The sequence below is a fragment of the Ectobacillus panaciterrae DSM 19096 genome (genome assembly GCF_000430785.1).
In the GTDB taxonomy this organism is placed as follows: domain Bacteria; phylum Bacillota; class Bacilli; order Bacillales; family Bacillaceae_G; genus Ectobacillus; species Ectobacillus panaciterrae.
The window spans coordinates 1-22513 of sequence record NZ_AUMR01000060.1; the positions used below are offsets into that span (position 1 = coordinate 1).

At 41.5% G+C, this 22513-nt stretch carries 19 protein-coding genes and 2 pseudogenes; 11 read left to right on the forward strand and 10 right to left on the reverse strand.

What is annotated here, in order from left to right; genetic code table 11:
• Together H540_RS0114920 and H540_RS29810 are read left to right on the forward strand one after the other, a co-directional pair.
• The coding region (locus H540_RS0114920) for a DUF3900 domain-containing protein (protein ID WP_028401348.1) at positions 1-570 on the forward strand (570 nt) is incomplete at its 5' end.
• A 303-nt stretch (positions 571-873) separates the two neighbouring features.
• Positions 874-1218, forward strand: a pseudogene (locus H540_RS29810) (transposase); the annotation flags it as partial.
• Positions 1219-1318: 100 nt separating this feature from the next.
• Here the strand turns inward: H540_RS29810 and H540_RS0114930 are convergent.
• Positions 1319-2548, reverse strand: coding sequence for an amidohydrolase (locus H540_RS0114930; protein WP_034671083.1), 1230 nt, complete (start codon positions 2546-2548; stop codon positions 1319-1321).
• A 52-nt stretch (positions 2549-2600) separates the two neighbouring features.
• Positions 2601-3833 carry an amidohydrolase family protein gene (locus tag H540_RS0114935; protein WP_028401350.1) on the reverse strand — a complete coding sequence of 411 codons (1233 nt, stop codon included), beginning with the start codon at positions 3831-3833 and terminating at the stop codon, positions 2601-2603.
• A gap of 383 nt (positions 3834-4216) precedes the next feature.
• On the opposite strand from H540_RS0114935, the gene H540_RS0114940 reads away from it, so the two are divergent.
• From H540_RS0114940 to H540_RS0114970, 7 genes are all read left to right on the forward strand, one after another.
• The gene (locus tag H540_RS0114940; protein WP_028401351.1) at positions 4217-5125 is read left to right on the forward strand and encodes an ABC transporter permease; all 909 of its coding nucleotides are present in this window, start codon (positions 4217-4219) and stop codon (positions 5123-5125) included.
• A 55-nt stretch (positions 5126-5180) separates the two neighbouring features.
• On the forward strand, positions 5181-6101 hold the full coding sequence (locus H540_RS0114945) for an ABC transporter permease (RefSeq protein WP_028401352.1): 921 nt from the start codon (positions 5181-5183) through the stop codon (positions 6099-6101).
• A gap of 16 nt (positions 6102-6117) precedes the next feature.
• A complete protein-coding gene (locus tag H540_RS0114950; protein ID WP_028401353.1) occupies positions 6118-7143 on the forward strand; it encodes an ABC transporter ATP-binding protein in 1026 nt (341 codons plus the stop codon).
• Positions 7140-8132: an ABC transporter ATP-binding protein gene (locus tag H540_RS0114955; protein ID WP_051317129.1), complete on the forward strand. Its 993-nt coding sequence runs from the start codon at positions 7140-7142 to the stop codon at positions 8130-8132. Before H540_RS0114950 ends, H540_RS0114955 begins: the two co-directional genes overlap by 4 nt.
• Positions 8133-8239: 107 nt before the next feature.
• Entirely contained in the window at positions 8240-8986 is a 747-nt protein-coding gene (locus tag H540_RS0114960; RefSeq protein ID WP_028401355.1) for a sensor histidine kinase, read from the forward strand.
• Positions 8987-9016: 30 nt separating this feature from the next.
• Entirely contained in the window at positions 9017-9709 is a 693-nt protein-coding gene (locus H540_RS0114965; protein ID WP_028401356.1) for a response regulator transcription factor, read from the forward strand.
• Complete coding sequence (locus H540_RS0114970) at positions 9706-11013, forward strand: SLC5/6 family protein (protein WP_028401357.1); 1308 nt, start codon at positions 9706-9708, stop codon at positions 11011-11013. Before H540_RS0114965 ends, H540_RS0114970 begins: the two co-directional genes overlap by 4 nt.
• 42 nt (positions 11014-11055) lie before the next feature.
• Here the strand turns inward: H540_RS0114970 and H540_RS0114975 are convergent.
• The 8 genes and pseudogenes from H540_RS0114975 to H540_RS0115020 form a co-directional block, all read right to left on the reverse strand.
• Positions 11056-12197 (reverse strand): IS3 family transposase gene (locus tag H540_RS0114975; RefSeq protein ID WP_155891036.1). Its coding sequence is split into 2 segments (ribosomal slippage): positions 11056-11966 and positions 11966-12197, totalling 1143 coding nucleotides; the frame shifts between segments, so codons are not numbered across the junction.
• A gap of 247 nt (positions 12198-12444) precedes the next feature.
• Positions 12445-14019, reverse strand: coding sequence for a glutathione ABC transporter substrate-binding protein (locus tag H540_RS0114985; protein WP_028401360.1), 1575 nt, complete (start codon positions 14017-14019; stop codon positions 12445-12447).
• An 842-nt stretch (positions 14020-14861) separates the two neighbouring features.
• Positions 14862-15536, reverse strand: a complete 675-nt coding sequence (locus tag H540_RS0114995) for an O-methyltransferase (RefSeq protein WP_028401361.1) — start codon at positions 15534-15536, stop codon at positions 14862-14864.
• 157 nt (positions 15537-15693) lie between these two features.
• Entirely contained in the window at positions 15694-15873 is a 180-nt protein-coding gene (locus tag H540_RS35570) for a DUF4083 family protein (RefSeq protein WP_155891037.1), read from the reverse strand.
• A gap of 19 nt (positions 15874-15892) precedes the next feature.
• Positions 15893-16429, reverse strand: a pseudogene (locus H540_RS29815) (esterase/lipase family protein); the annotation flags it as partial.
• A gap of 688 nt (positions 16430-17117) precedes the next feature.
• On the reverse strand, positions 17118-18599 hold the full coding sequence (locus H540_RS0115010) for a sodium:solute symporter family protein (RefSeq protein WP_028401362.1): 1482 nt from the start codon (positions 18597-18599) through the stop codon (positions 17118-17120).
• Positions 18596-18793, reverse strand: a complete 198-nt coding sequence (locus H540_RS0115015; RefSeq protein ID WP_028401363.1) for a DUF3311 domain-containing protein — start codon at positions 18791-18793, stop codon at positions 18596-18598. The genes H540_RS0115010 and H540_RS0115015 overlap by 4 nt, the downstream gene beginning before the upstream one ends.
• A gap of 161 nt (positions 18794-18954) precedes the next feature.
• Positions 18955-20196 (reverse strand): amidohydrolase family protein, encoded by a 1242-nt coding sequence (locus H540_RS0115020; RefSeq protein WP_028401364.1) that lies wholly within the window; start codon positions 20194-20196, stop codon positions 18955-18957.
• 319 nt (positions 20197-20515) lie between these two features.
• Here H540_RS0115020 and H540_RS0115025 point away from each other — a divergent pair, with 319 nt between their 5' ends.
• Together H540_RS0115025 and H540_RS0115030 are read left to right on the forward strand one after the other, a co-directional pair.
• Positions 20516-21835 (forward strand): purine/pyrimidine permease, encoded by a 1320-nt coding sequence (locus H540_RS0115025; protein ID WP_028401365.1) that lies wholly within the window; start codon positions 20516-20518, stop codon positions 21833-21835.
• A 189-nt stretch (positions 21836-22024) separates the two neighbouring features.
• Positions 22025-22513: DUF3900 domain-containing protein (locus tag H540_RS0115030; protein WP_211241898.1), on the forward strand; the 489-nt coding region annotated here is incomplete at its 3' end.

Sequence of the window (22513 nt, forward strand, 5' to 3'; positions counted from 1 at the left end):
GTCGAAATGGCCATCACTACAAAAAACATGAAGTCGATTCAATATCCGTACATGCCGGAAGAAGGCATGATTGAAGAACGGGAACTGAAAATTCACCAGTCTTCCCATGCCCGCTACTTCGAAGACTTTTTGAAATTCGTGCAGTATGAACAGTCCATGCCGGAGATTGTAAAGAACCAAGTAATGACGATGGTATATGACCGCATTGAAGAAGTGTTCGAGGAAGAAAGCGAAGAACGGCAGCAGTTCGAGGAAGCGATGGAGATTTGGTCCGCCAGCCCAAAGCGTGAGATGATGGAGCATTTCTCTACCGAGGAAGTCATGGAAGCTGCTGCTCAGATTGTGGAGCATGCCCCCGAAGTTGAATTGAAGCTGAAGGCGGACCATATTTCCGTAAAAGGACTTCTGGCGGATTTTGGGGAGCAGATTCATATCGCGAAGGTGAATGACAAGTATGTGCTGATGATTGAGGCGGATACGCTTACGTTTGAAAAAGGATTTTCTCCGATTGAGTTTTTGAAGCCGGATGAGTTGGAGAAAGTGATGGAGCGGATTGGGAGGAAAGTGTGAGGTAAAAGAATTTTAAGGATTGTCAGTGGCTAAAAGTGTTGGTGTAACTGGGGTTTTGAGCATTTTTGTGACCACATTTGTGACCACGGAAACGACAGTATCAAGAGGATTTGTGACCAAAAATGTGACCACGGTTGTGACCACAAAAAAATAAAAAAATTGAGATCTTATGGCTTGTATCTTAAGGTTTCCATTTAATTAAGTTATCCTTTAAACCACTGCTCTAGCAAAAAGAGGAGTGGTTTTTCTATAGGTAAGGTCGATACAAAGCGTAACGTTGAAACACGCTGCTCCGCTCACTAAGAGTTAGTTCCACAAGACCACTTTTTACGTGCCGTGGAAGCAACGATTGACTTTGATTTTATAGAGGAAAAGTTACGTCCTTACTATTGTAAAGACAATGGTAGACCTTCGATTCATCCCATTACTCTTTTTAAAATGATGTTTGTCGGCTATTTTTACGGCATTCGTTCAGAACGACAATTAGAGAAAGAAATCAAAATGAATGTCGCGTATCGCTGGTTTTTAGGGCTATCCTTATCTGACGTTGTCCCAGACCATACTACCATCAGTTGGAACCGCCGTACTCGTTTTCTTCACACCAATATCTTTGAAGAAATCTTTGATGAAATTGTACGCCAAGCGATGGGGAGATAAGATAAAATGTATGGAATCTCCTTACAGGATGACCGCAGCGAACAGTGCTGCAGCCATCTTTTTATTTCTACACCCGTAAAATTCTTCCTAGTTATGCCAATGCACCGGAAACAACTTTACCACGGAACATTACCGCTTCCCGCTTGGTTGTACGTGCCACCACTTCAGATGAAGCAACAGCATCGGCAAATACAATATTAGCTTCATCCCCTTTCTTTGGCCAAGCCAGTTTTCCCTCAGCCGTGAGCGCAGTCGGTCCCCCAGTCGCCCATTTTAACGAATATGCTAAGGATTTCTCATCAATGCGGCGATACAGCTCACAGTAACGTGTCACTTTTTCCAATATATCGCCGTTTCCAAACGGTCCCCATGAGTCATAGAATCCGTCGCATCCCAAGTATACGCGTACACCTTTTTGATCCAGCAATTCAATCGGCGGTAATGATTTCGTGATTGGAATTGTCGACATAATAGCTATATCCAATTCACTCAACCGGTCTGCCATGTCATCCGCTTGCTGGGAAGGCACATCGCCTAAGCAAAAGGCGTGGCTGATGGCAGCGCGATGATGCCATTTTGCGTCTTCTACCATTTCTGCCAATTTATCAATCGTATAAAACCCCACATGTCCTGAATCATGTAAATGAATATCAACATCGGCATCAAACTCTGTTGCAATGTTCATCATTTCATAGAGAGATGCCTCAACCTTTTTATCTATTCCTGCCGGGTCAAGGCCGCCTACAATGTGCGCTCCCATTCTCATGGCTTCCTTCATCAAGGACGGTACATCCTCTCGCAATAAACCGTGCTGCGGAAATGCTACTATTTCATAAGTTAATTTGCCCCTGTACTCATCCAGGGCTTCTCGTATTCCTTCCAAATTCTTAAGTCCTATAAACGGATCAATGTTTACATGCGTTCGAATGTGCGTGGAACCATTCGCCAAGATGGTTTCAATCATTTTGCCCGCTCGCTGTTTCACGCTTCCTGCCAATTCCTCAAGCTCCGTTGCTTCGTGCTTTAAACGTTCCGTTAGGTTTTTTACTGGCTTGCACGCTTTCCAGTTCAGGGTAAGATACGTTTTATCCAAGTGGTTATGCATTTCTCGGAAAGTTGGAATCCCTAGTAACCCTTTTGCATCCACTGCAGGTGCATGTAATATGGAATTTTCAGATTTTTTTTGCACATCACTAATGATTCCATTCTCTATTTTCAAATGAAATAATTCAGCCTTTGTTTGAAAGGAACCATCTTCAGCTTGTTCAAATCCTGTTTCCAGTTTTATATTTGTTAACCAAAATACGGATGGAGTATTCATAATTTTTCTTTCCCCTTTCTCAATGTTGCCGGCTTTTCTAAGTTATATGAAATCAAGCGTGCATTTCGGAATGCTTCGGTTTAACAGGACGTCCTTTAAAGAATACTTCTTTTACATCCGCTCTGCGCGCCACTGCCTCTGCGGAACATCCTGCATTCACTAGCATCATTGTTGCCTCGTCTCCAACTTTAGGCCATTCCTGCTGGCCGCTTTCATTTAAAGGCAAGATACCGCCTGTTCCGTATTTCAGTACACGGGAGAGCGAATATTCATCAATCATTCGGAAGCGCTCAGCTAAAATTGACATCTTTTGAATCGTATTTCCAGTGCCGAATGGAGACCAGTGATCCGTAATGCTGTCATGTCCCAGTGATACATTCATTCCCAATTTATCCAGTATTGGGATCGGAATGGACGCCCGATTGATAGGCACGGTTGTCGTTACGTCTATCTCTTGTTCCGTCAGTGTAGATACCAGGTCTTCCAACGTCTCTCCATGCAAATCTCCAAGGGAGATACCGTGACTGATCGTCACTTTTCCTTTAAGGTCCGAATCTTTTGTTAAATCAGCGATACGTTCCATTGTAAACGCCCCTAAAGTATTCGGATCATGTAAATGAATATCGATTCCTTTCCCAGCTTCGACAGCTATGTCAAATATAGTGTAAAGAGATTTCTCAATATTTCTGTCAACTGTTGCCGGGTCTACTCCCCCTACCAGAGTTGCCCCATTTTTCATTGCTTGGCGGACCAACTCAACGGATTCGCTGCGAAGCAGGCCGTGCTGTGGGAATGCAACAATTTCATATGTAAGCTGCCCGTTATACGTTTCTAAAGCTTGAACAGTCGCTTCTAGATTTTTCAGGCCGATAACAGGATCAATATTGCAATGCGTTCTAATATGCGTATGCCCATTTCTGAGAAAAAGCTCGATCATCTTTTCTGCCCGCTCTTTTGCAGTATAGAGCAGTCTCGGCAATAATTGTTTTTCTTCTTCTATTCTTGTAAAAATGCCTTTTGTAATGGGAGTGCATGCTTTCCAAGGGCCTCCGTAGTACGTTTTATCAATATGAATATGCATATCCCTTAAAGAAGGTAGAAGCAAAGAACCTTCTGCATCCAGCAAAACCTCGTTTTCTTTTATTTCTGCGTCTACAATAATTTCACTAATAACACCATTTTCCACTTTGATGTCCACTAATTCCGTTTCCGTTGCAACAGTTTGTTCCCCTTCATAAATAAATCCTTTTTCTAAACGGACATTTTTTAACCAATATGTGTTCAACCTTTCATTCCTCCTTTTTAAAAGTTTGAATCGCCCTTTCCCATGCACACAGCTTAGGCCTCTTTTCATTGCAGTTTCTCATGAGCATCGGTGTAAGTCTCAAAACTCAGCGACCTTCTTTGGCACCTATTCTTTTCCAGTTTTCATCCAAAAGGAAAGGTCTGTAATAAATTATAAAAAAAGAAAACTATCATTATTTTCATAATTTTTACTCTATTTTTAATTATCTTTACAATATTCTTTTAAAATCTTTACTTCTTATATAAATTTGATAGTTTGAATACTACAAGTATCGATAGCCTATCTTTTCTACTAATAAAAGTTCTGTTAATTGAATTCTGAAAAGGTGAGGTTCCAGGAAAAAACATAAGGAGGAGAAAACCATGAATACTCAGTTGAATGAATCAGAAGCGCAACTGCTTGTGTTTCCCAAAAATAGTAAACATCGAAAAACAAGTCGGTTGAAACATTTTATTGAATCTTTGACCGAAAATAAGGCAGCTTTATTAGGAACCGTTATTATCATCTTCTATATCCTAATTGCTCTTTTCGCTCCTTTGCTTGCTCCTTATGACCCATACAGCATTGACTTGAACAACCGGCTTCACCCCCCTTCACTGGAGCATATAATGGGAACAGATGATAAGGGAAGGGACATTTTAAGCAGAGTCTTGTACGGTTCCCGTTTATCCATGGGAATCGGATTTACCTCCGTTTTATTCGGTGCGTTTTTCGGAATTATTCTGGGACTCACAGCCGGTTATTACGGTCGGTGGATCGATACGGTAATCATGAGAATCATTGATGTTATGTTGGCGTTCCCCGGCATTTTGTTGGCTCTGGCCATTATCAGTGCTCTGGGGCCGAGTCTTATAAATGTAACGATTGCAGTGGGAATCTTTTCAGTTCCTTTATTTGCCCGTATTGTCCGAGGATCTACTCTCGAAGTGAAAAAGCTTGAATATATCGATGCGATTCGTTCCTTGGGAGCAACGGATGCAACTATCATTTTCTATCATATTTTACCTAATATTTTGTCACCTATTATCATTCAGGGCACTTTGCGCTTAGGCACCGCCATTTTATCAGCCGCCGGTCTTTCCTTTTTAGGGATGGGTGCACAGCCGCCTTCTTCAGAATGGGGGACTATGCTGAGCAACGGCCGCGACTTTTTATTTAGTGCTCCATATGTTGCTTTATTTCCAGGGCTTGCTATCTCAATTTTAGTATTAGGTTTTAATATTTTAGGAGATGGATTGCGGGACATTTTCGACCCAAGAAAGAATCAGTAACGTAAAACTCCCACCAACGGGGATTAGCGGAAAAATCATAGAGGAGGCTTCATGCATGGCAATGTTCATATTTCGGCGTTTATTGCAGACTATTCCGGTAATTATCGGCGTCACCTTTGTTGTCTTTTTCATTATGCAGCTCGTCCCTGGAGATCCGGCGGTTCTCATGGCCGGTGAAGGCGCTTCGCATGAAACTGTACAACGGATTCGAGAACAGCTTGGACTCGATGACCCTTTCTTCGTTCAATATTTTAGTTACTTATCCCACCTGTTAAGCGGAGATCTCGGCATTTCACTGAAAAGTAGCAAGCCTGTAATGGATGAAATTATAGCTCGCTTACCCATTACTTTAGAGCTTGCTTTCTACAGCATTCTTATCACAATCGTGCTGGGAATGGCAGCTGGAATCATTGCCGCGGTCAAACCGTATTCCTTTACGGATATGAGCGTCATGCTTGTGGCTTTGCTTGGAATTTCTTTACCGAGCTTTTGGCTTGGCTTAATGCTTATGTACTTTTTTTCTGTCCGGCTTCACGTTTTTCCTGTTGCAGGCTGGGACAGCTGGCTTAATATCGTATTGCCGGCTGTAACGCTTGGAGTTGGGGGAGCCGCCATCGTCGCACGCATGGCCCGTTCCAGCATGATAGAAGTGATTCGGCAAGATTATATTCGTACAGCAAGGGCAAAGGGGATTAGGGAATATATCATCCTTTATAAACACGCATTGCGAAATGCCCTTATTCCTGTCATTACAGTAGTCGGATTACAATTTGGCTCTCTTCTAGGAGGAACAGTACTGACAGAATCCATATTCGCTATCAATGGACTAGGCAGATTGATTATCGACTCGATTCGAATGCGGGATTTACCGATGGTACAAGGCGGCATACTCGTTGCTTCTCTTATCTTTGTGTTGGTGAACCTGATCGTCGATATTCTCTATCGTTTCTTCAATAAAAGAATTGAACTAAATTGATTGGCAGGTGAAAACAATGGCAGATTATCATAAAGAAATCGTACTCGAAGTAAAAGGCTTAAAAACACACTTTTTCACCAAAAAAGGCGTCAGCAAAGCTGTGGATGGGATAGACTTTGTTCTTTATAAAGGAGAAACACTCGGAATTGTCGGAGAGTCGGGATGCGGAAAAAGCATGACCTCTCTTTCCATTTTACGTCTAATCCCTTCCCCACCCGGTAAAATCGTGGAAGGTTCGATCTTATTCAAGGAGAAAGACCTAGTATCTGTATCGAATGAAGAGATGCGAAAAATTCGCGGAAATGAAATATCGATGATTTTCCAAGAACCTATGACTTCTTTGAACCCCGTTATTCCGGTCGGCGAACAAATCGCCGAAGCTATTCGCCTCCATCAAAAAGCGGGAAAAAAGGAAGCATGGAACAAAGCAGTGGATATGTTGAAATTAGTCGGGATTCCTTCAGCTGAAAAACGGGCAAAACAAGAACCTTTCCAACTAAGCGGCGGTATGAGGCAACGCGTGATGATCGCCATGGCATTAGCTTGCACACCAGAGGTCTTGATTGCAGACGAACCAACCACCGCCCTTGACGTAACCATTCAAGCACAAATTTTAGCGCTGATCAAGGACTTGCAAAAGCAGCTTGGAATGGGTGTTGTCATGATTACGCATGATTTGGGAGTAGTGGCGGAAACATGTGATCAAGTAGCTGTTATGTATGCTGGCCATATTGTGGAATACGGCCCGACCGAGAAGATTTTCCAACTGCCTAAACATCCCTATACACAAGGATTGCTGGACTCGCTGCCAAAAATCAACGAGGATCAAGAAGAGCTAAGAACCATCCCGGGCAATGTTCCCAGCCCTTTCGAAATGCTGAAAGGATGTCGGTTTGCCTCCCGTTGTTCACATGCGAAGCCGATTTGTTCAGAAAAGCATCCGGAATTATTGGTGAGTGAAGAGGGTCATAGCGTACGTTGCTGGAAATACACAGATTCCTGGGGCAAAACCCCTAATTGGACGGAGGTTTCCCAATCATGAGAGCAGCAGAACATGTACAAGAAAACAAAAAGGCTATTTTATCTGTCGAGAACTTAAAGCAATACTTTCCCGTTAAAAGTGATTCTATATTACAGAAAAAAAGTGTTGTAAAAGCTGTTGATGATATTTCGTTCCAGCTTTACGAGGGAGAAACATTAAGTATTGTCGGAGAATCGGGATGCGGAAAATCCACTACCGGAAGAGCGATCCTTCGTTTGGATGAGCCTACGGATGGAAAAATTTTATTTCAGCAGCGAAATCTTTTAGGCTTAAGCAAGAAGGAACTAAGAAAAGTACGGGGAGATCTTCAAATCATATTTCAGGACCCTTTTGCTTCCCTTAACCCTAGGCAAACGATCCGGCAAATTTTAAACGAAGCCATCGCGATTCAAACAGTTGTGCCAAAAGAACAAAGAGAAGACCGCATGCTGGAGCTCTTGCAGCATGTCGGCTTGCCTCCCGAAGCGCTCGATCGCTACCCTCATGAGTTCAGCGGAGGGCAGCGCCAAAGAATTGGAATTGCAAGGGCTCTCGCAGTGGAGCCAAAGCTCGTTATTTGTGACGAAGCAGTATCAGCTCTGGATGTATCGATCCAAGCGCAAATTCTTAATCTGCTGAAAAAACTGCAAAAACAATTTAAACTAACGTATCTATTCATCTCGCACGATTTAAGTGTAGTTCGCCACATTTCTGATCGGGTGCTGGTCATGTACTTAGGTAAAATCGTCGAGATTTCTGACAAGAACGCGATTTTCAATAACCCAAAACATCCTTACACACAAGCGCTGCTCTCTTCCATCCCTGTTCCCGATCCTGCTTACAAAAAGGAACGGATTCTTTTAAAGGGAGATGTCCCATCTCCTTTACACCCTCCGAGCGGATGCCGGTTTCATACTCGCTGTCCGTTAGCAACCGATACATGCAGAAACCAAGAGCCTCCGCTGCTTGAACAGGGACAACAGCACTTCGTCAGCTGTCACTACGCATAAATTTGTTTTTTTAACTTTATTCTTTACAATAGTAATAGCTGGATAAGTAAAAGGGAGTATGTATATGTATACTCCCTTTTGCAAATATGAAAAAGGTAGGAATTTACATGCTCTCATTCGAATCCTTTTCTATTTATATCGTGATATGTGTTCTTGCCCCCTTGGTCGGAGCTTTTATATTATTATTTTTATTTATCTTCGAAAAAAGAATCGACTCGCTGGAAAATCAAGCGAGAGAGCTTGCTCTTGAACAGGAATTGCAGAAAGCATTATATAATCAATTAAACCAGCAAATTCAGCCGCATTTCTTTTTTAATACTCTTAACGTCATTATGAGCCTTGCCAGATTGGACCGAAAACGTGAACTGATTCGAGCCATTGAAGTGCTCTCGATGTTTATGAAATTCAAATATCGTACGAACGACTCATTGATCACAATAGAAGATGAGCTTCGTTATACCAATTATTATTTAGAGATTCAAAGGCTTCGCTTTGGCGAACGGCTTCAGTTTCAAATCAATGTGGAGGACGAAACCCAACATGCACTAACCCCGCCCTTTTTGCTGCAAACTTTAGTTGAAAACTCTTTTAAACACGCATTTGAAAAGCAAGCAGGACCAGCGCGGCTTATCATTTCTATTCATCTAGATAATCACCAAGTAAGTCTGATTGTTTGGAACAGTGCTGTACAATCGGAGGAAGCACAAACTTCTTTAGATACTGGTTATGGTATTCAAAATATTAAGAACCGTTTACGCATTATCTTTCCGAATTCGCATACCAATGTTTCTCTTACCCATACAAAGGATGGGACAAGCGTAGAAGTCATTTGGCCGTTAACGTATTCTTCTTGACACTTTTATACTTATAAGGAGGGAAAGATGATGAACATCTTGCTAGTGGATGATGAACCGCTTGAGCTTGAACAGCTGGAGTACCTTATTAAACTCCAATTTCCTCAATATAAAATACTGAAAGCGCTTGATGCGAGCGAAGCGCTACGGATCGCGGAAAAAGAACATATTTTTCTTGCCTTTTTAGACATTCAGCTCCCAGGCAAAAACGGATTAGATTTAGGGATGGAACTCAAGAAAAAATATGATATGGACTTAATTATTGTCACCGCTTTCCAAACATTTGAGTACGCTCACACCTCCATTCGTCTCGGAGTCACAGATTATATCACGAAGCCTATCATAGAAGAAGAGCTAGTCAGAGTTTTAAAAAAATATAAACATATTGACGTTTATTCTGACTTTATTCAAAAGACAATTGAAATTATTAAAGAAGAATATAAAGAGAGGCTGAATCTTACCTATATCGCTTCCAAAATTCACATGAATCCTGCTTATCTCAGCAGGAAATTCCACGAAGAAGTGGGATTGGGATTCTCGGAATACTTGAATCAGTACAGGATTGAAGCCGCAAAACAACTGCTAAAAGACAATATGGACAGAAACATCTATACGATAGCGGAAGAATGTGGTTTTAACAGTCAGCACTACTTCAGTCACCTATTTAGAAAAATAACCGGCCTGTCACCCAGGGACTACAGATTAAAGGAGCTAAAGCGTTGAAAGAAACAAGTTATGAGCATTATATTACGGCCGGAATTAAGCTGGGGGTAGGCTACGGGGTCGTAACACTTCTTGCGAGATGGATTACCGGCAACACTATTTTATCTTCACCAGAAACACTTATGAAATATGGATTAATCGGAGGGATCGGTTATTCGTTAATGGGGGCAATTTCGTTTGGATTGTTCGGATTGCTAGTTAAGCATATCAGAACACAGTTTCCTAACTTTCATACAATCGGGGACATTCTTCGCATAAAGCTATCTAAAAGCGGTTATTGGTATATGATGTTCATTCTTATGCTGACCGGTTTTGATTCTCTCTTTGTGCAAGCGATGGGAGCTGGATTGCTTCTTCATTTAGTATTCCCTATGCCAGTGCAATATGGTCTCTTTCTTTTTTTTGCTTATTGCTTTATCTTCGCCGGTCTCGGAGGAATGAAAAAGATTCAGCAATTGGCGGCTTTTAAAGTGATCCTTATTTTTGCGACAGTTATTATTTTACCTGTATACTTCTTCATTCAGGAGGGCGTTTATCCTATATACGAGGGGATCAACCTCTACCATCCTTATTTGCTTTACTTAAAAAACTATGACAGCCTTTGGTTTATTGCTACTGCTGTCTTGGTAGGAACCGGTCAAGTCATGACAGATCGGTCAACATGGCAAAGACTTTCGATGCTTCACCCCCGAAAAATTTCTCTGACTTTCATGTTAACCGGTCTCATTTGGACGACGATTCCACTTGCCGTATCTTCCCTGCTCATGACTGCCATTTTTAATCACGGTTATAAAGATACCTTTACATTGCTCTCGCAATTGATAGAAAAGATTCATCCGCTTCTTTTAATTGCGTTATTCATTGTTTGCTGTCTTGTCGCCATTTCTTTCACCGTTGGCACCGAGCTGCATGCTACAACAGTTCTTTTCGTTCGAAACATATTAAGTGAATGGAAAAGCCTTTCTGACAGCGATCAGTTTAAACGGTCGTATATATTGTCCGGTTTCATATGCATTGTCCTGTTTATTGTTGTCAGTATTCTTTCGCCAAGTTTACTGGAATTGCTATTCTTTTTCGGCCAAATATACGCCTCTATCGTTGTTCCCATGGCTATCATTATCTTGCGAACTAAGCCGATACCGCCCTTTCTTCCTTTTTGTTCAGCGGCAGGCTGGATTATGAGCACCATCACTTCTTATTATATCGGAAGCTTAGCGTCCATCTGGATCAGCTTTTTATTGTCGGCTGCATTGTCATTTTTATATCTGCTTTTGTTTGTGCGTAAACAAAAGCCAGTCTCATGAACTTGGATTTGAGTCAATAAGTTGGACACAAAAATGTGAGGATTATGCTGACTTTCGAGCTTGATCCTCGAAAGCTTGAGGAGTCATATACCCAATGCTTCCATGAATTCGCTTCCTGTTATACCAGCCCTCGATATAACGGAATAAAGCTAGTTTGGCACCTTCAAAGTTAAGATACCGAACATGGTGTACTTCCTCTTTCTTGAGAATGGCATGGAAAGACTCAATACAAGCATTGTCATATGGGCAGCCTTTTCGGCTGAATGAGTGTTGAATGGCCAGTTCTTGTAACCGTTCTTCGAACTCTACACTGGTGTATTGCGAACCAAGGTCACTATGAAGCACTAAGTTCGTCTTAGGCTTTTGAGAGGAGTAAGCGTTTTCTAAAGCTGTTAGTACCGTATCCGTCGTCATGTGACGTGAAAAACAAAACCCGATGATTTTCCGAGAATGCAAGTCCATGACAGTCGCTAGATAGCACCAACCGTCCTTAAGAGTGTTGATGTATGTGATGTCAGCGACCCACTTCTGGTTCAGTCCTGTTGTGGAGAAGTCTTGTTCCAACAGGTTCTCTCGATCCTCCACAGAATGAGAACTCACTTGTGGACTGTACTTCTTTTTTGTGATGGAATGGATGCCAGCTCTTCTCATGAGACGCTGTACACGTTTCAAGCTAATTGTAACACCTTCATGCCCTAAAATCCGATGGATTTTGGGCGCGCCGTATCGTTGCTTACTCTCTTCATGAATGCGATAGATTTGTTTTGTATACTCTCTGTTTTCACGCTCTCTGTTGGATGGAACAGCCTTCTGTCGTTGATAATATGTACTTCTAGGAATCCCGAGTACACGACACATCACCTGGATAGAATGCTTCTCCGCTTGATTCTCAATCAATTCTGTCAGTTCAGTTTCTGTTACTTTCTCGCGAATATGGCCATAGCCTTTTTTAGGATTTCATTTTCCTCCTGTAAGCGAGCAATCTCCTTCTGAAGTTGCTTCATGTCTTGAAGAGTCATTGTTTCATCTTGAGATACTTGGATGGGTGAAAATTGTTTAATCCACTTATACAAGGCTGTTTCCGATATGCCATATTCGTCTGATAACTGTTTTACTGAGCTGCCAGAGTGATAAAGATCTACCACCATTTTTTTAAAATCTTCGTTGTAATGTTTGCGTTCCATGTCTGGACACATCCTTTCTGTCATTCATTGTACTGACCACACAAAGATGTGTCCATAGAACTATACTAACTCCAACTCCCTCCACTTAGTGTCGGCGCTGTCCCGGCCATTCACGTTTGAAGAGGAGAATTTCTTTCGAAAAGTAAGAAAAAACAAAGTGCCTAGTCGTTTCGCCTAGGCACTTTGTTTTTATCACTTATTCGGCTCTAGGCATTTGACTGCAAGGTCTCGCCGGTGAATCTTCATTTTATTTCAATACTGCTTCGTTAATCATTAAGTAATTAACGGGACTTAACCAAAAATTGTCTACACTCTTGTTGGAAACGGCCAGATGTTCATAAACACGAATCGGGATGTATACAGCATCTTGCATTTCTAGCTGCATTACCTCTTCATATAATTTTTGCCGTTTCTTTTCATCTTGCTCACGTCTTGCCGCTTCAATAAGGCTGTCTGCTTTCGGATTATTGTAGAAGAAACTGTTTCCTGCAGGTCCGCGGGAAGCTGAATGGAACAAATTATACTGATTATAGTCTCCGTCTCCTGTTGCATTGCCCCAACCTCCGATGAATAAATCATCTTTTCCGTTATTGATTGCATCAATATAGGCTCCATATTCTAAAACTTGCACTTTTACATTAACGCCAATCCCCTTGAGCTGGGATTGAATCACTTCCGCCATATTGATCCGTTCTTTTCGATCGCTTGTGATGAGAGTTAAGTCTAATCCGTTTTCGTATCCTGCTTCTTTTAACAGTTTTTTCGCCTCATTAACATCATAATTATACGGTTTAACATTTTCACTGTATCCGAATACTTTAGAGCTCATGGCTGAATTCGCCAATTTTCCGACGTTGTTGTATACTCCTTTGATGATAGATTTGCGCTCAATAGCATGGCTGATGGCTTGTCGCACTTTTACGTTATCAAATGGTTTCTTTGTCACATTAAACCCTACATACTCAACCGCCAATCCCTCTGTACGGTAGAGCTTCATTGTACTGGAGGATTCGATGCGGGCAATTTCTGTTACCGGAACCTGGTCAGTGATGCTTGCTTCACCAGTCTCTACCATTGCTATACGTGTAGCATCTTCAGGAACAACTTTAAATACAACTTTATCAATGTTCGGCTTCTTGCCCCAGTATTCCGGATTTTTCTTCAACACTATTTCTTCACCGGATTTCCAAGAATCAAATACATACGGTCCTGTCCCAACTGGATGTTGTGCCAATTTACTAGAATCCTCTTGAAGGGCTTTAGGGCTCAAAATACTGCCTTCATTACTTCCCAATATTGAGAGAAGCGGCGCATATGGATAACTGAGAATAAATTGTACCGTATAATCGTCAATTGCTTTAATTTCCTTAATCATAGCGAACTTCTCTCGTTGCGGTGAACCTGTTTTCGGATCAAGAAGACGTTCAAATGTTTTTTTCACAGCTTCCGCATTCAAATCAGCTCCGTCTTGAAACTTGACGCCTTTTCGCAGTTTAAATTCCCATGTAGTATTATCCGCCTGTTTCCATTCAGTTGCCAACAAAGGCTGCGGTCTCATATCCTTATCCGGGGTAACCAATGTTTCATATACCTTTTGATAAATGACGTTTGCTGAAGGAATATCGGTAATGAACTGGGGATCTAACTTTGTAGCATCGGATTGACGCGCGACAACCAATGTACCTCCTTGCTTAGCTTGCTTCGTCTCTTTTTTCGTACCGCTTGTCGGGTTACTTCCTGTAGAACAGGAAGTAACTATGAGTATAAATGCAAAACATAGAAATACTAATCCTTTCTTCCATTTTCCATTAAGATATTTCATACTTCTTTCCGAGTGTCTCATTTCGCCCTTGTTCTCCCCTTCCTGATAATATAAATAAGGCTTATTTGAATTATAAATAAACTGAAAGATTTAAATTTTAAGAATATTTACTATCTTTTAAACTATATTTACTAGGCTTTATATTCATAGATTGCAAAACTTACATACAAAGTGCAAAATTATCATTTTGCTAAAGTTGCATATTTATTGTAGATACTTGCTTGAAACTATCTTTCATATACTTACTACAACTGAATAAAAAAACAGTCTTTTTAAGTGGGGCGAGAGCATCCGGCGACGTACAGAAGCGGTCAAACCATTGGAGTGGTCCATGCAAGGGTAAACCAGAGAGAGGAAGGAAGTAAGTGCCACTGCCATTTTGCTTAAAATAGCAAATTGAAACGTTGAAATGATAAATCTTTTAATATAGCTGAGAAGAATTCAATGAATTGAATTTGAAGCGCTCGAAGTATGTGAGATTGCAGCACGAACTATTCTGCACAAATGGGTAAAGAATCATAGCTTCGTATTTTTAGATTGTGCAAGTAATTAAAAATAAGTACTCAGCAAAAAAAGCGTTAAGGATGGCTTTGTTCCACTCCTTAACGCTTTTCACAATTAAATTATCTTTCCATACCTGGTGTGGTTGAAGCAATTCGCAGTCTGGATATTTTTTATGATTGCTTATCAACAAAAATATTTCCTATCATCTATCTCCCATTTTTCGTGTTTTGAATTTGATGTTCATCTTTTTGAGGTTTACTAGAAATTCGCACACATCCGAACTTCTAATAGCTCGTGTTACCCCCCACAGGAAAAATCCGCGTCTGACGATAGGACCACTACTTACCATCTGTGACTAGTGCAATCGCGAAGCCGTCATACCCTTTGCTACCCACGGTCTGGATTGCGGTGGCACTCACGCGCGGCTCAGTAGCGAGAAGCTCATAGAAGTCGCGCACTCCCTGAACGCGAGGATCATCAATGGCGGCGTCAATCACCGCTCCGCCACGTACGACATTATCGCAAATGATCAGGCTGCCGGGGCGCGAAAGCTTGAGTGCCCACGCGAAGTAATTCGGATTGTTTGGCTTGTCGGCATCGATGAAGATCAGATCAAATGGGCCGTGACCCTCAACCGCGAGCCGCGGCAATGTCTCCAGTGCCGGCCCGATGCGTAATTCAACAACATCAGCCAGGCCAGCGTACGCGATATTGGAGCGTGCGACTTCGGCGTGTTTCGGGTCGGCCTCCAGCGTGATTAGGTGCCCGTCGGCAGGCAGTGCACGTGCGAGCCAAATCGTACTGTAACCACCCAGCGTGCCGATTTCCAAGATGGTGCGCGCGCCTTGAACCCGCGCTAACAGCTGCAGCAGCGCGCCTTGGTTCGGAGAAACATCGATCGGCGGCAGATCAGCCGCTGCGTTGGCCTGAAGTGCCGCATCGAGCGCGGAATCAGGTAGCACCAGCAGATCAGTGATGTAGCGGTCGACTGCTGTCCATGTTCTAATGTCCATGCGAATAGCCCCTTTCAATTCTGTCTTCATAAACGAGCTTTTAGCAACAGCTTTACTAAGCTATTACATTCTCACTTAAAGAGTAAATTTCCTTTAGATATTTCGTATACATAACCGACTCACATAGCTTAGGTTTTGTACATCGACATCATATACTTTAGTCTTTTTGTTTCTTCTGCAAGAGTTCAATTACCCTGCCTAATTCTTGCTCAATGGAATTCTTTTTGTTTTTATTAACAGTACAACGAATGAAAAGAACAATTCCTCTAAAAAAGCACCGATCATGCCTGCCATAACGATTTGACAAATGATAAAAACCTATATATATCCAAATCATACAATTATAACTAACTAGTATGAATTGCCTCAATTTTCCCCAGTTTATAGCGTTTACTCAAATACTGAATATACATAGCCATATAGTAATGGATAAAGTTGATTTTTGATGACGGATTTACGGGTAGTTCTCCTCCTGTCCAATAGCTGTAATTTGGGGCAGAGCCGGCATTAGGTGTACATAATAGGATTACTTTATCAACATCATGGAGATAGGATTTACTTTGGATATACGATTGTGCGACCAACCCTCCCATACTATGACAAACCAAATTCACTTTGTTGGTACCTGTTTTCAATTTTGCCTCCTTGATTTTTTCTGCTAAGTAATTCCGTGCAGAATGGGTGATGCTTTGACTCCAATCATAAAAGCAAATAAAAAGATTTACATTCCGCTGATAGCCCATGCTTTCTAATATTTGAACAAATGGCTCATACACCACTCCGGCAATTCCGAAGCTCCAATTACCGGTACCGGGGATTATGACATCGCTCATTGAACCAAATAACCCCGGTACAAAGATAATTGGAGTTTTATTGATTCTATAATTTGACACAAATATTCCCCCCACGAACCTATATGTCAAAATATATGCTTTGAGGAATTCCTACATGTTTAAATCTTGGGTAGCTTCTAGGTTTGGCTCCCGCTTGGCCCAACAATATAACTTCTTTACATAACAATAGGTCTTATAAAGTAAATAATAGTAGAGAAAACTAAAAAAAAGGAATGAGACAAAGCTTTAGCAATCAGTTTTCCTGCAATGCTTCCTCCAATAACGATCGCGTTCTCCAATATACGTCTTCCTCCAATCTCTTGTTGCCTGTACCTTTTTTGATACTGCAATTATGTAATTCTACATTTTTCCATTTCTTTATTAGTTAGGCTTTCTGAACAAATAAACCAATTTGACTTTGGAATTAGTCGACAAAACCCCTTCAATAAAATTCCATTTTTTAACATTATATCATTTGTTTTTTTCAAAAAGAAAGAAAAAAATAGTAAACTCTCAATTTATCGGAGATGAACATAAACCCTCGGAATCAAAAATCAATCTATCAATATTTTATAAAAAAAGCCCGTCAGATCTTGTTCTGACGAGCTTTCTTATTCACATAATCCAGATTATCGGAAGTGAATAAACAAAATAACTTTTCAAAGCATTCAAACTCCATTAGGAAAATAAAGTGGCTTGATTTAATTTCTTATAAAATGCCGCCTATAACCTATGACTATTTATGATTCTATGAAACATGGGATTTTTTCTTTGTATCCATCTTTGCAAACGCCGCTTTAGAAATAGCGCTCACCGTTACAGATACAGCAATATTTATAAGCAAAGCAATGACACCAATATTTATATCTTTTATCTGCTGCGGAAGATTTGGAAAAAGTGTACCGATTGTCGTGTTTGTCAAAGTTAAATAAGAAACGATACATACCCCTGTTATGATTCCCGCAAATGAACCTTGTTTTGTGATAAGAGGCTTTTTTGGCAAGCTGAGCAATACGGATGGTGCAATCTGGGTAATCAAGCTTGAGCCCACAATTAATAGAGACGCAATCGTTTTTGCTCCGTATAATGTGAAGCATACAGCAACTATTCCAATAACAGGAACTGTCATTTTGGCGACAAGCATGACTCTTCTGTCAGTTGCCGAAGGCGCTAATTCCTTATATATATTCTTTGCAATCAATGTTGCCATCGCCATTAAGATCATGGAGCCCGGCACAAGAGCCGTCAGAAGTCCCACCGCTCCGATAAGTCCTATCAGCCAAGGGTCGAACGTTTTAATGGACAAGCGGAATAAAGCCAAATCAACATTAGGACCTGTTAAACCCGGAACTTGTAAAATTGCTGCGAACCCGACAAAAAATACGAATAAGATAATGAGTGAATAAATAGGCATAATACTGGCATTTTTTCTTATGCTATTTGCGCTTTTAGCCGAATAAATAGCGCTGAATGAATGCGGGTACATATAATAGCCTAAAGAAAGGAGGATAATGGTTGAAATAAACCAAGATGGACTCATCCCTTGGGAAGGCAATGTCAAAAAGCCCGGCTTTGCCTGCTCAATGCTCTCGAACATATCTTGGATTCCGCCGTAATAATGAACAGGAAAATAGATTCCAAGGAAAACAACAATCGCTAAAATCATAAAATCTTTTACAACAGCTGTCCAAGCGGATCCATGGATACCTGATAGCATTACATAAATCACCAATATCGCCATGGATGCCCAAATGGCCACAGTAGAGGAAATATGCCCATAGGACGCCTCAGATACAATAATCCCCAGCCCCCTTAGCTGGATAATCAAATAAGGGATCATGGCAACAATAGATACAGCGGCCACTAATATACCTAGCCCTTTACTTTCGTATTTGCTGACGAAATAATCCGTTTGTGAAACCAATCGATGTTCCTTCGCATATTTCCAAATGGCAGGGAGCATCCAATATGCTATTATGTTGGCCAGCGTTCCGTATGTAATGATATAAAGAGCTGGTCCACCTTTTCCATACGCCCAACCGCTTCCGCCTAATAGGGTAAACGTAGTGTACGTCTCTCCTGCCAGCAATAAGAATACGAGAACCGTACCGAATCCCCGGCCTCCCACTGCCCATTGCTCCAAATCCATGTCTTTTCCGCGTTTCGCCTGAATCCCCAGTCCGCATGTAAATAAGAGAAATATCCCCATAATAATCAAAGAAGTTGTCATTCTTGTTCCTCCTTGGCAACAGGATCAAATTTGTAAATGATACTGAGCGTTACAGCCGTCAAAATTACTGAGAAGCATATCCAAAAAATAAAGAAAGGCAGGCCCAGTATATAAGGAGTAACCTTATTGCCCCAAATTGGGATCCCAAGCAAGAATAATATTGGTATGAAAGCTAAAACGTATATTTTCTTCATCATTCCACATTCCTTCTCTGTAAATTTAAAATATTAAGACATTTTTAGTTGAAATTTTACGGAACAGCGCTGCCATAGATAGCAGAGCTCTTCCGCTATGAATCTATTTTCTATCCCCTTTGTTCTGAATAAGCATGGCTTAAGAAAATGAACCTTAACGTTTAAGCATGGCTGTATTCTTCAGATGGCAATTTGCCCGCTACGAGGTTTCCTTTAAAGAAAACAGCTTGGCGTTTAGAAACGCGAGCTACAGCTTCTGCCGAGCAGGAAGCTTCTACTAAAACAAAGCTTGCCAAATCTCCCGCTTTAAGCCACTGATCTTCCTTATTATGACCTAAAGTTTCCTTGCCGTTTGTGATAAAACCAAGAGCTTTGCCGAGCGCCTGTTCATGTATCCAATGAAATCTTTGTGCCAAAGTGTTCGCTTTTACGAGCATATCGCCTGTACCGAAGGGATTCCAATGATCTTGAATCGTATCTGTTCCCAACATGACACGCACACCTTTTTCGTGAAGCAATGGAATCGGGATAACTCCTTGTCTTACAGGAACAGTCGAAGCGATGCCGATTCCCAGGCTTGAAAGCAACTCCGCCATCTCCGCAGCTTCCTTCTCAGAAACATCTCCCAATCCAATCGCATGACTGATGGTTACGCGATTTTGCCAGCCTGCTTCCTCTGTCAGCTTGGCCAAACGTTTCATTGTATAAATCCCTAACTCGCTGCCATCATGCAAATGAAGATCTACATCCGCATTAAATTCCACAGCGATATCCATCATAGTCATCAAAGATTTTTCGATATCATCGTCAACAGTAGCTGGATCAACACCTCCCACTAGATTTGCGCCCATGCGCATAGCTTCTTTGACAAGCTGAATGGAATCGCTGCGCAGCAATCCATGTTGAGGAAACGCCACAATTTCAGCATCCATTTTATCTTGATACGTTTGGAGCGCCGCCATTGTGGCTTCCAAATTCTGCAACCCTACAACTTGGTCGATGTTGCAATGCGTGCGGACAAAAGTTGTTCCATTTTGGAGTTCTAATTCCAAAATCTTCTCGGCACGTTCTTTCGCTGTCGGCAAAAGCTTAGGCAAAAGTACTTGTTCTTCATTGATTCGTGTAAATATATTCTTTATAGGTGTTGGGGCTTTCCAAGGACCGCCGTAGTATGTTTTATCGATATGGATGTGCATTTCAGCAAATGTCGGCAACGCCAGTAACGAACAAGCGTCATATGTTAGGGCATCCTTCGGCAACTCCTCGCTTGAAGGAATGATATCCTTCACTTTTCCGCCTCCGATCAGCAAATAAAATAATTTCGTTTCCGTTCCTGTCACAAGCTCTCCTTCATACAGATAATTCGTTTCCATACGGACATTGGTTAACCAGTAATGCTTCATACCTACTCCTCCTCATTCCCTGTAATATGTTGAAAAAATCATGAGCAGTGAAATGAAACATCTCCCGTCAGGAGACATACACTTCATGCTTTGTAGCTTTTAAACTACCAAATTTCCGTTACAAGTAAAGGTTTTGGGCGCCTTTCGTAAAGATAGTTAAAAAACAAGTAAAAATTAAGAAAATAATGATAGTCTACATTTTTTATAATGCATATATCCGGTATTTTACGGAGAATAATTGGATACTTGTATTTTTCTTCAGAGACCTTCATCTAAATTTAACTGGAGCAATATATAAGTTGTATAGAATGCAGAAAGGATGAAACAGTTGAAAACACAATCCATCGAAAACAACAACCTACTAAGTATTTTGCAATGGCTTATTTTTCTATTAGCGAATGCCGTTGCTTTACCAGTAATAGTCGGTGACCTTTTTCACCTCTCGGAAGCGGAAATTTCTACCTTGATGCAGCGAACTTTCTTTGTTGTAGGGTTAGCATCTTTTTTGCAGGGATGGCTAGGGCATCGGCTGCCGATAGCGGACGGTCCCGCCGGTTCCTGGGTTGGGGTATTTACGATTTTGGCGTATGCCGCTATTGAACAAAATCAAAATTTGCACGAAACGCTGCAAGTTTTGGAATTAGGCATGATTATTACAGGTGTCATTTTAATTTTGCTGGGAGCAACGGGATTAGTTCAGAGAATTTTATCTATATTTACTCCGATCGTCACGGGTACATTTCTGTTGCTATTATGCTTTCAATTAAGCGGCGTATTTTTGAAAGGAATGCTGCAGGTAAAGGAGGCAGGTGCACAACTTGATTTATTTACAACATGCATCGCTTTTATCGTCTTTTTTACCGTCATTATCTTGTCTGTTGCCGGAAAAGGATGGATGAAAGGATATGCCGTGTTAATCGGCATCGGATTAGGCTGGACTTTATTTTTTATCACTGGGCATATAGAAAAAACTACAGTTTCTTCACACATCGTGAGTTTACCCGAGATCTTTTCATGGGGTGTACCTAAATGGAATACAGGAATGGCAGTCTCGACGATTCTGATGGTCATCATCTTGATTTCCAACACAATCGCCGCACTTACAGCTGTTAATCAAGCAATATATAATGAGACAAAAATGGCATCCGGGCAATTAAACCGAGGAACGTTCGCAGGGGGAATTGCGCATATTTTGTCATCAGTATTTTCAACTGTCGGTGTTGTTCCTTTACCCGTATCGGCCGGATTTATCCGCCTTACAAAACAAAAACGTACCGCACCGTTTCTTATCGCTTGTTTGACCTTAGTCATGATTTCACTTTTCCCTATCATCACTCATTACCTAGCCTTGCTGCCAGGATCTGTAGCCTCCGCAGCCTTACTGGCTTCTTTCGTACAGTTAATCGGGATAAGCTTCCAAAACATCGCAAGAGTCCCGTTTCACGAACGCAGTCTAACCATTCTCGGAATTGGCGTGCTTTTAGGAAGCGGCGTTATGTTTTTGTCTTCCGGTGTTTTTCAAAACCTTCCGTCCATTATTCAATATGTCTTTGGAAACGGGTTGTTTGTCGGAACAGTCGCCGTTATTATTCTGGAACAGGCATGGCGGCCAAATCCTGAAAATGGCCTTCGCTCTTAACACGGATTTTCCCACCTTTATCAGCGGGGATACTCCCCCGCTGATAAAATTTTACCTTATCTCATCTCTGCTGATTCCCCTGCCGCTTTTTCACATCGAGCCTCCCCCTCCGCTTCATATAGAAGAAATCCCCTCGGGAACCATTGACGAATCCTTTTCCTCTTCCCTATACTGATAAAAGCTGACTAAATAGAATCAGGTGATAAAAAGGATTTTCAAATCAACTTCCTATCTTTCTATGTCGTGCATGTAGAAGAAAAAGGAGAACAAACAACCAAATATTATAAGCATTTTCAAACATTGGACGAAACAGAATACGAAGAAAGCGCCCTAAAGGACTTCTTGGACGGCGAGCTGACAAAAATCGTCAAGCGCAAGGTCGAACGCCACCCAAAGGGAGAGCAGGCTCCGACAAAAATCGGCTATTTCATTACAGAAGAAGGCCACGCCTTAGACTCCAATCCAAACTTCAACGTGTTCCAACGCGTCCGTTTCTCTGAAACAAAAGAAGCGTTTCAAGCAGCTAACGAAGTACTCTCTTCTTCCTATGTAGATACAAGCGCAGTACGGGGCGGCGTACTTCTTATCGCAAATGCAAAGCTGAGAAAATACTTCGACGCACCGTTCGTCTTTGTCATGAAATGCGACTTCGAGCCAAAAGTCGCTTCCATTTCAGAT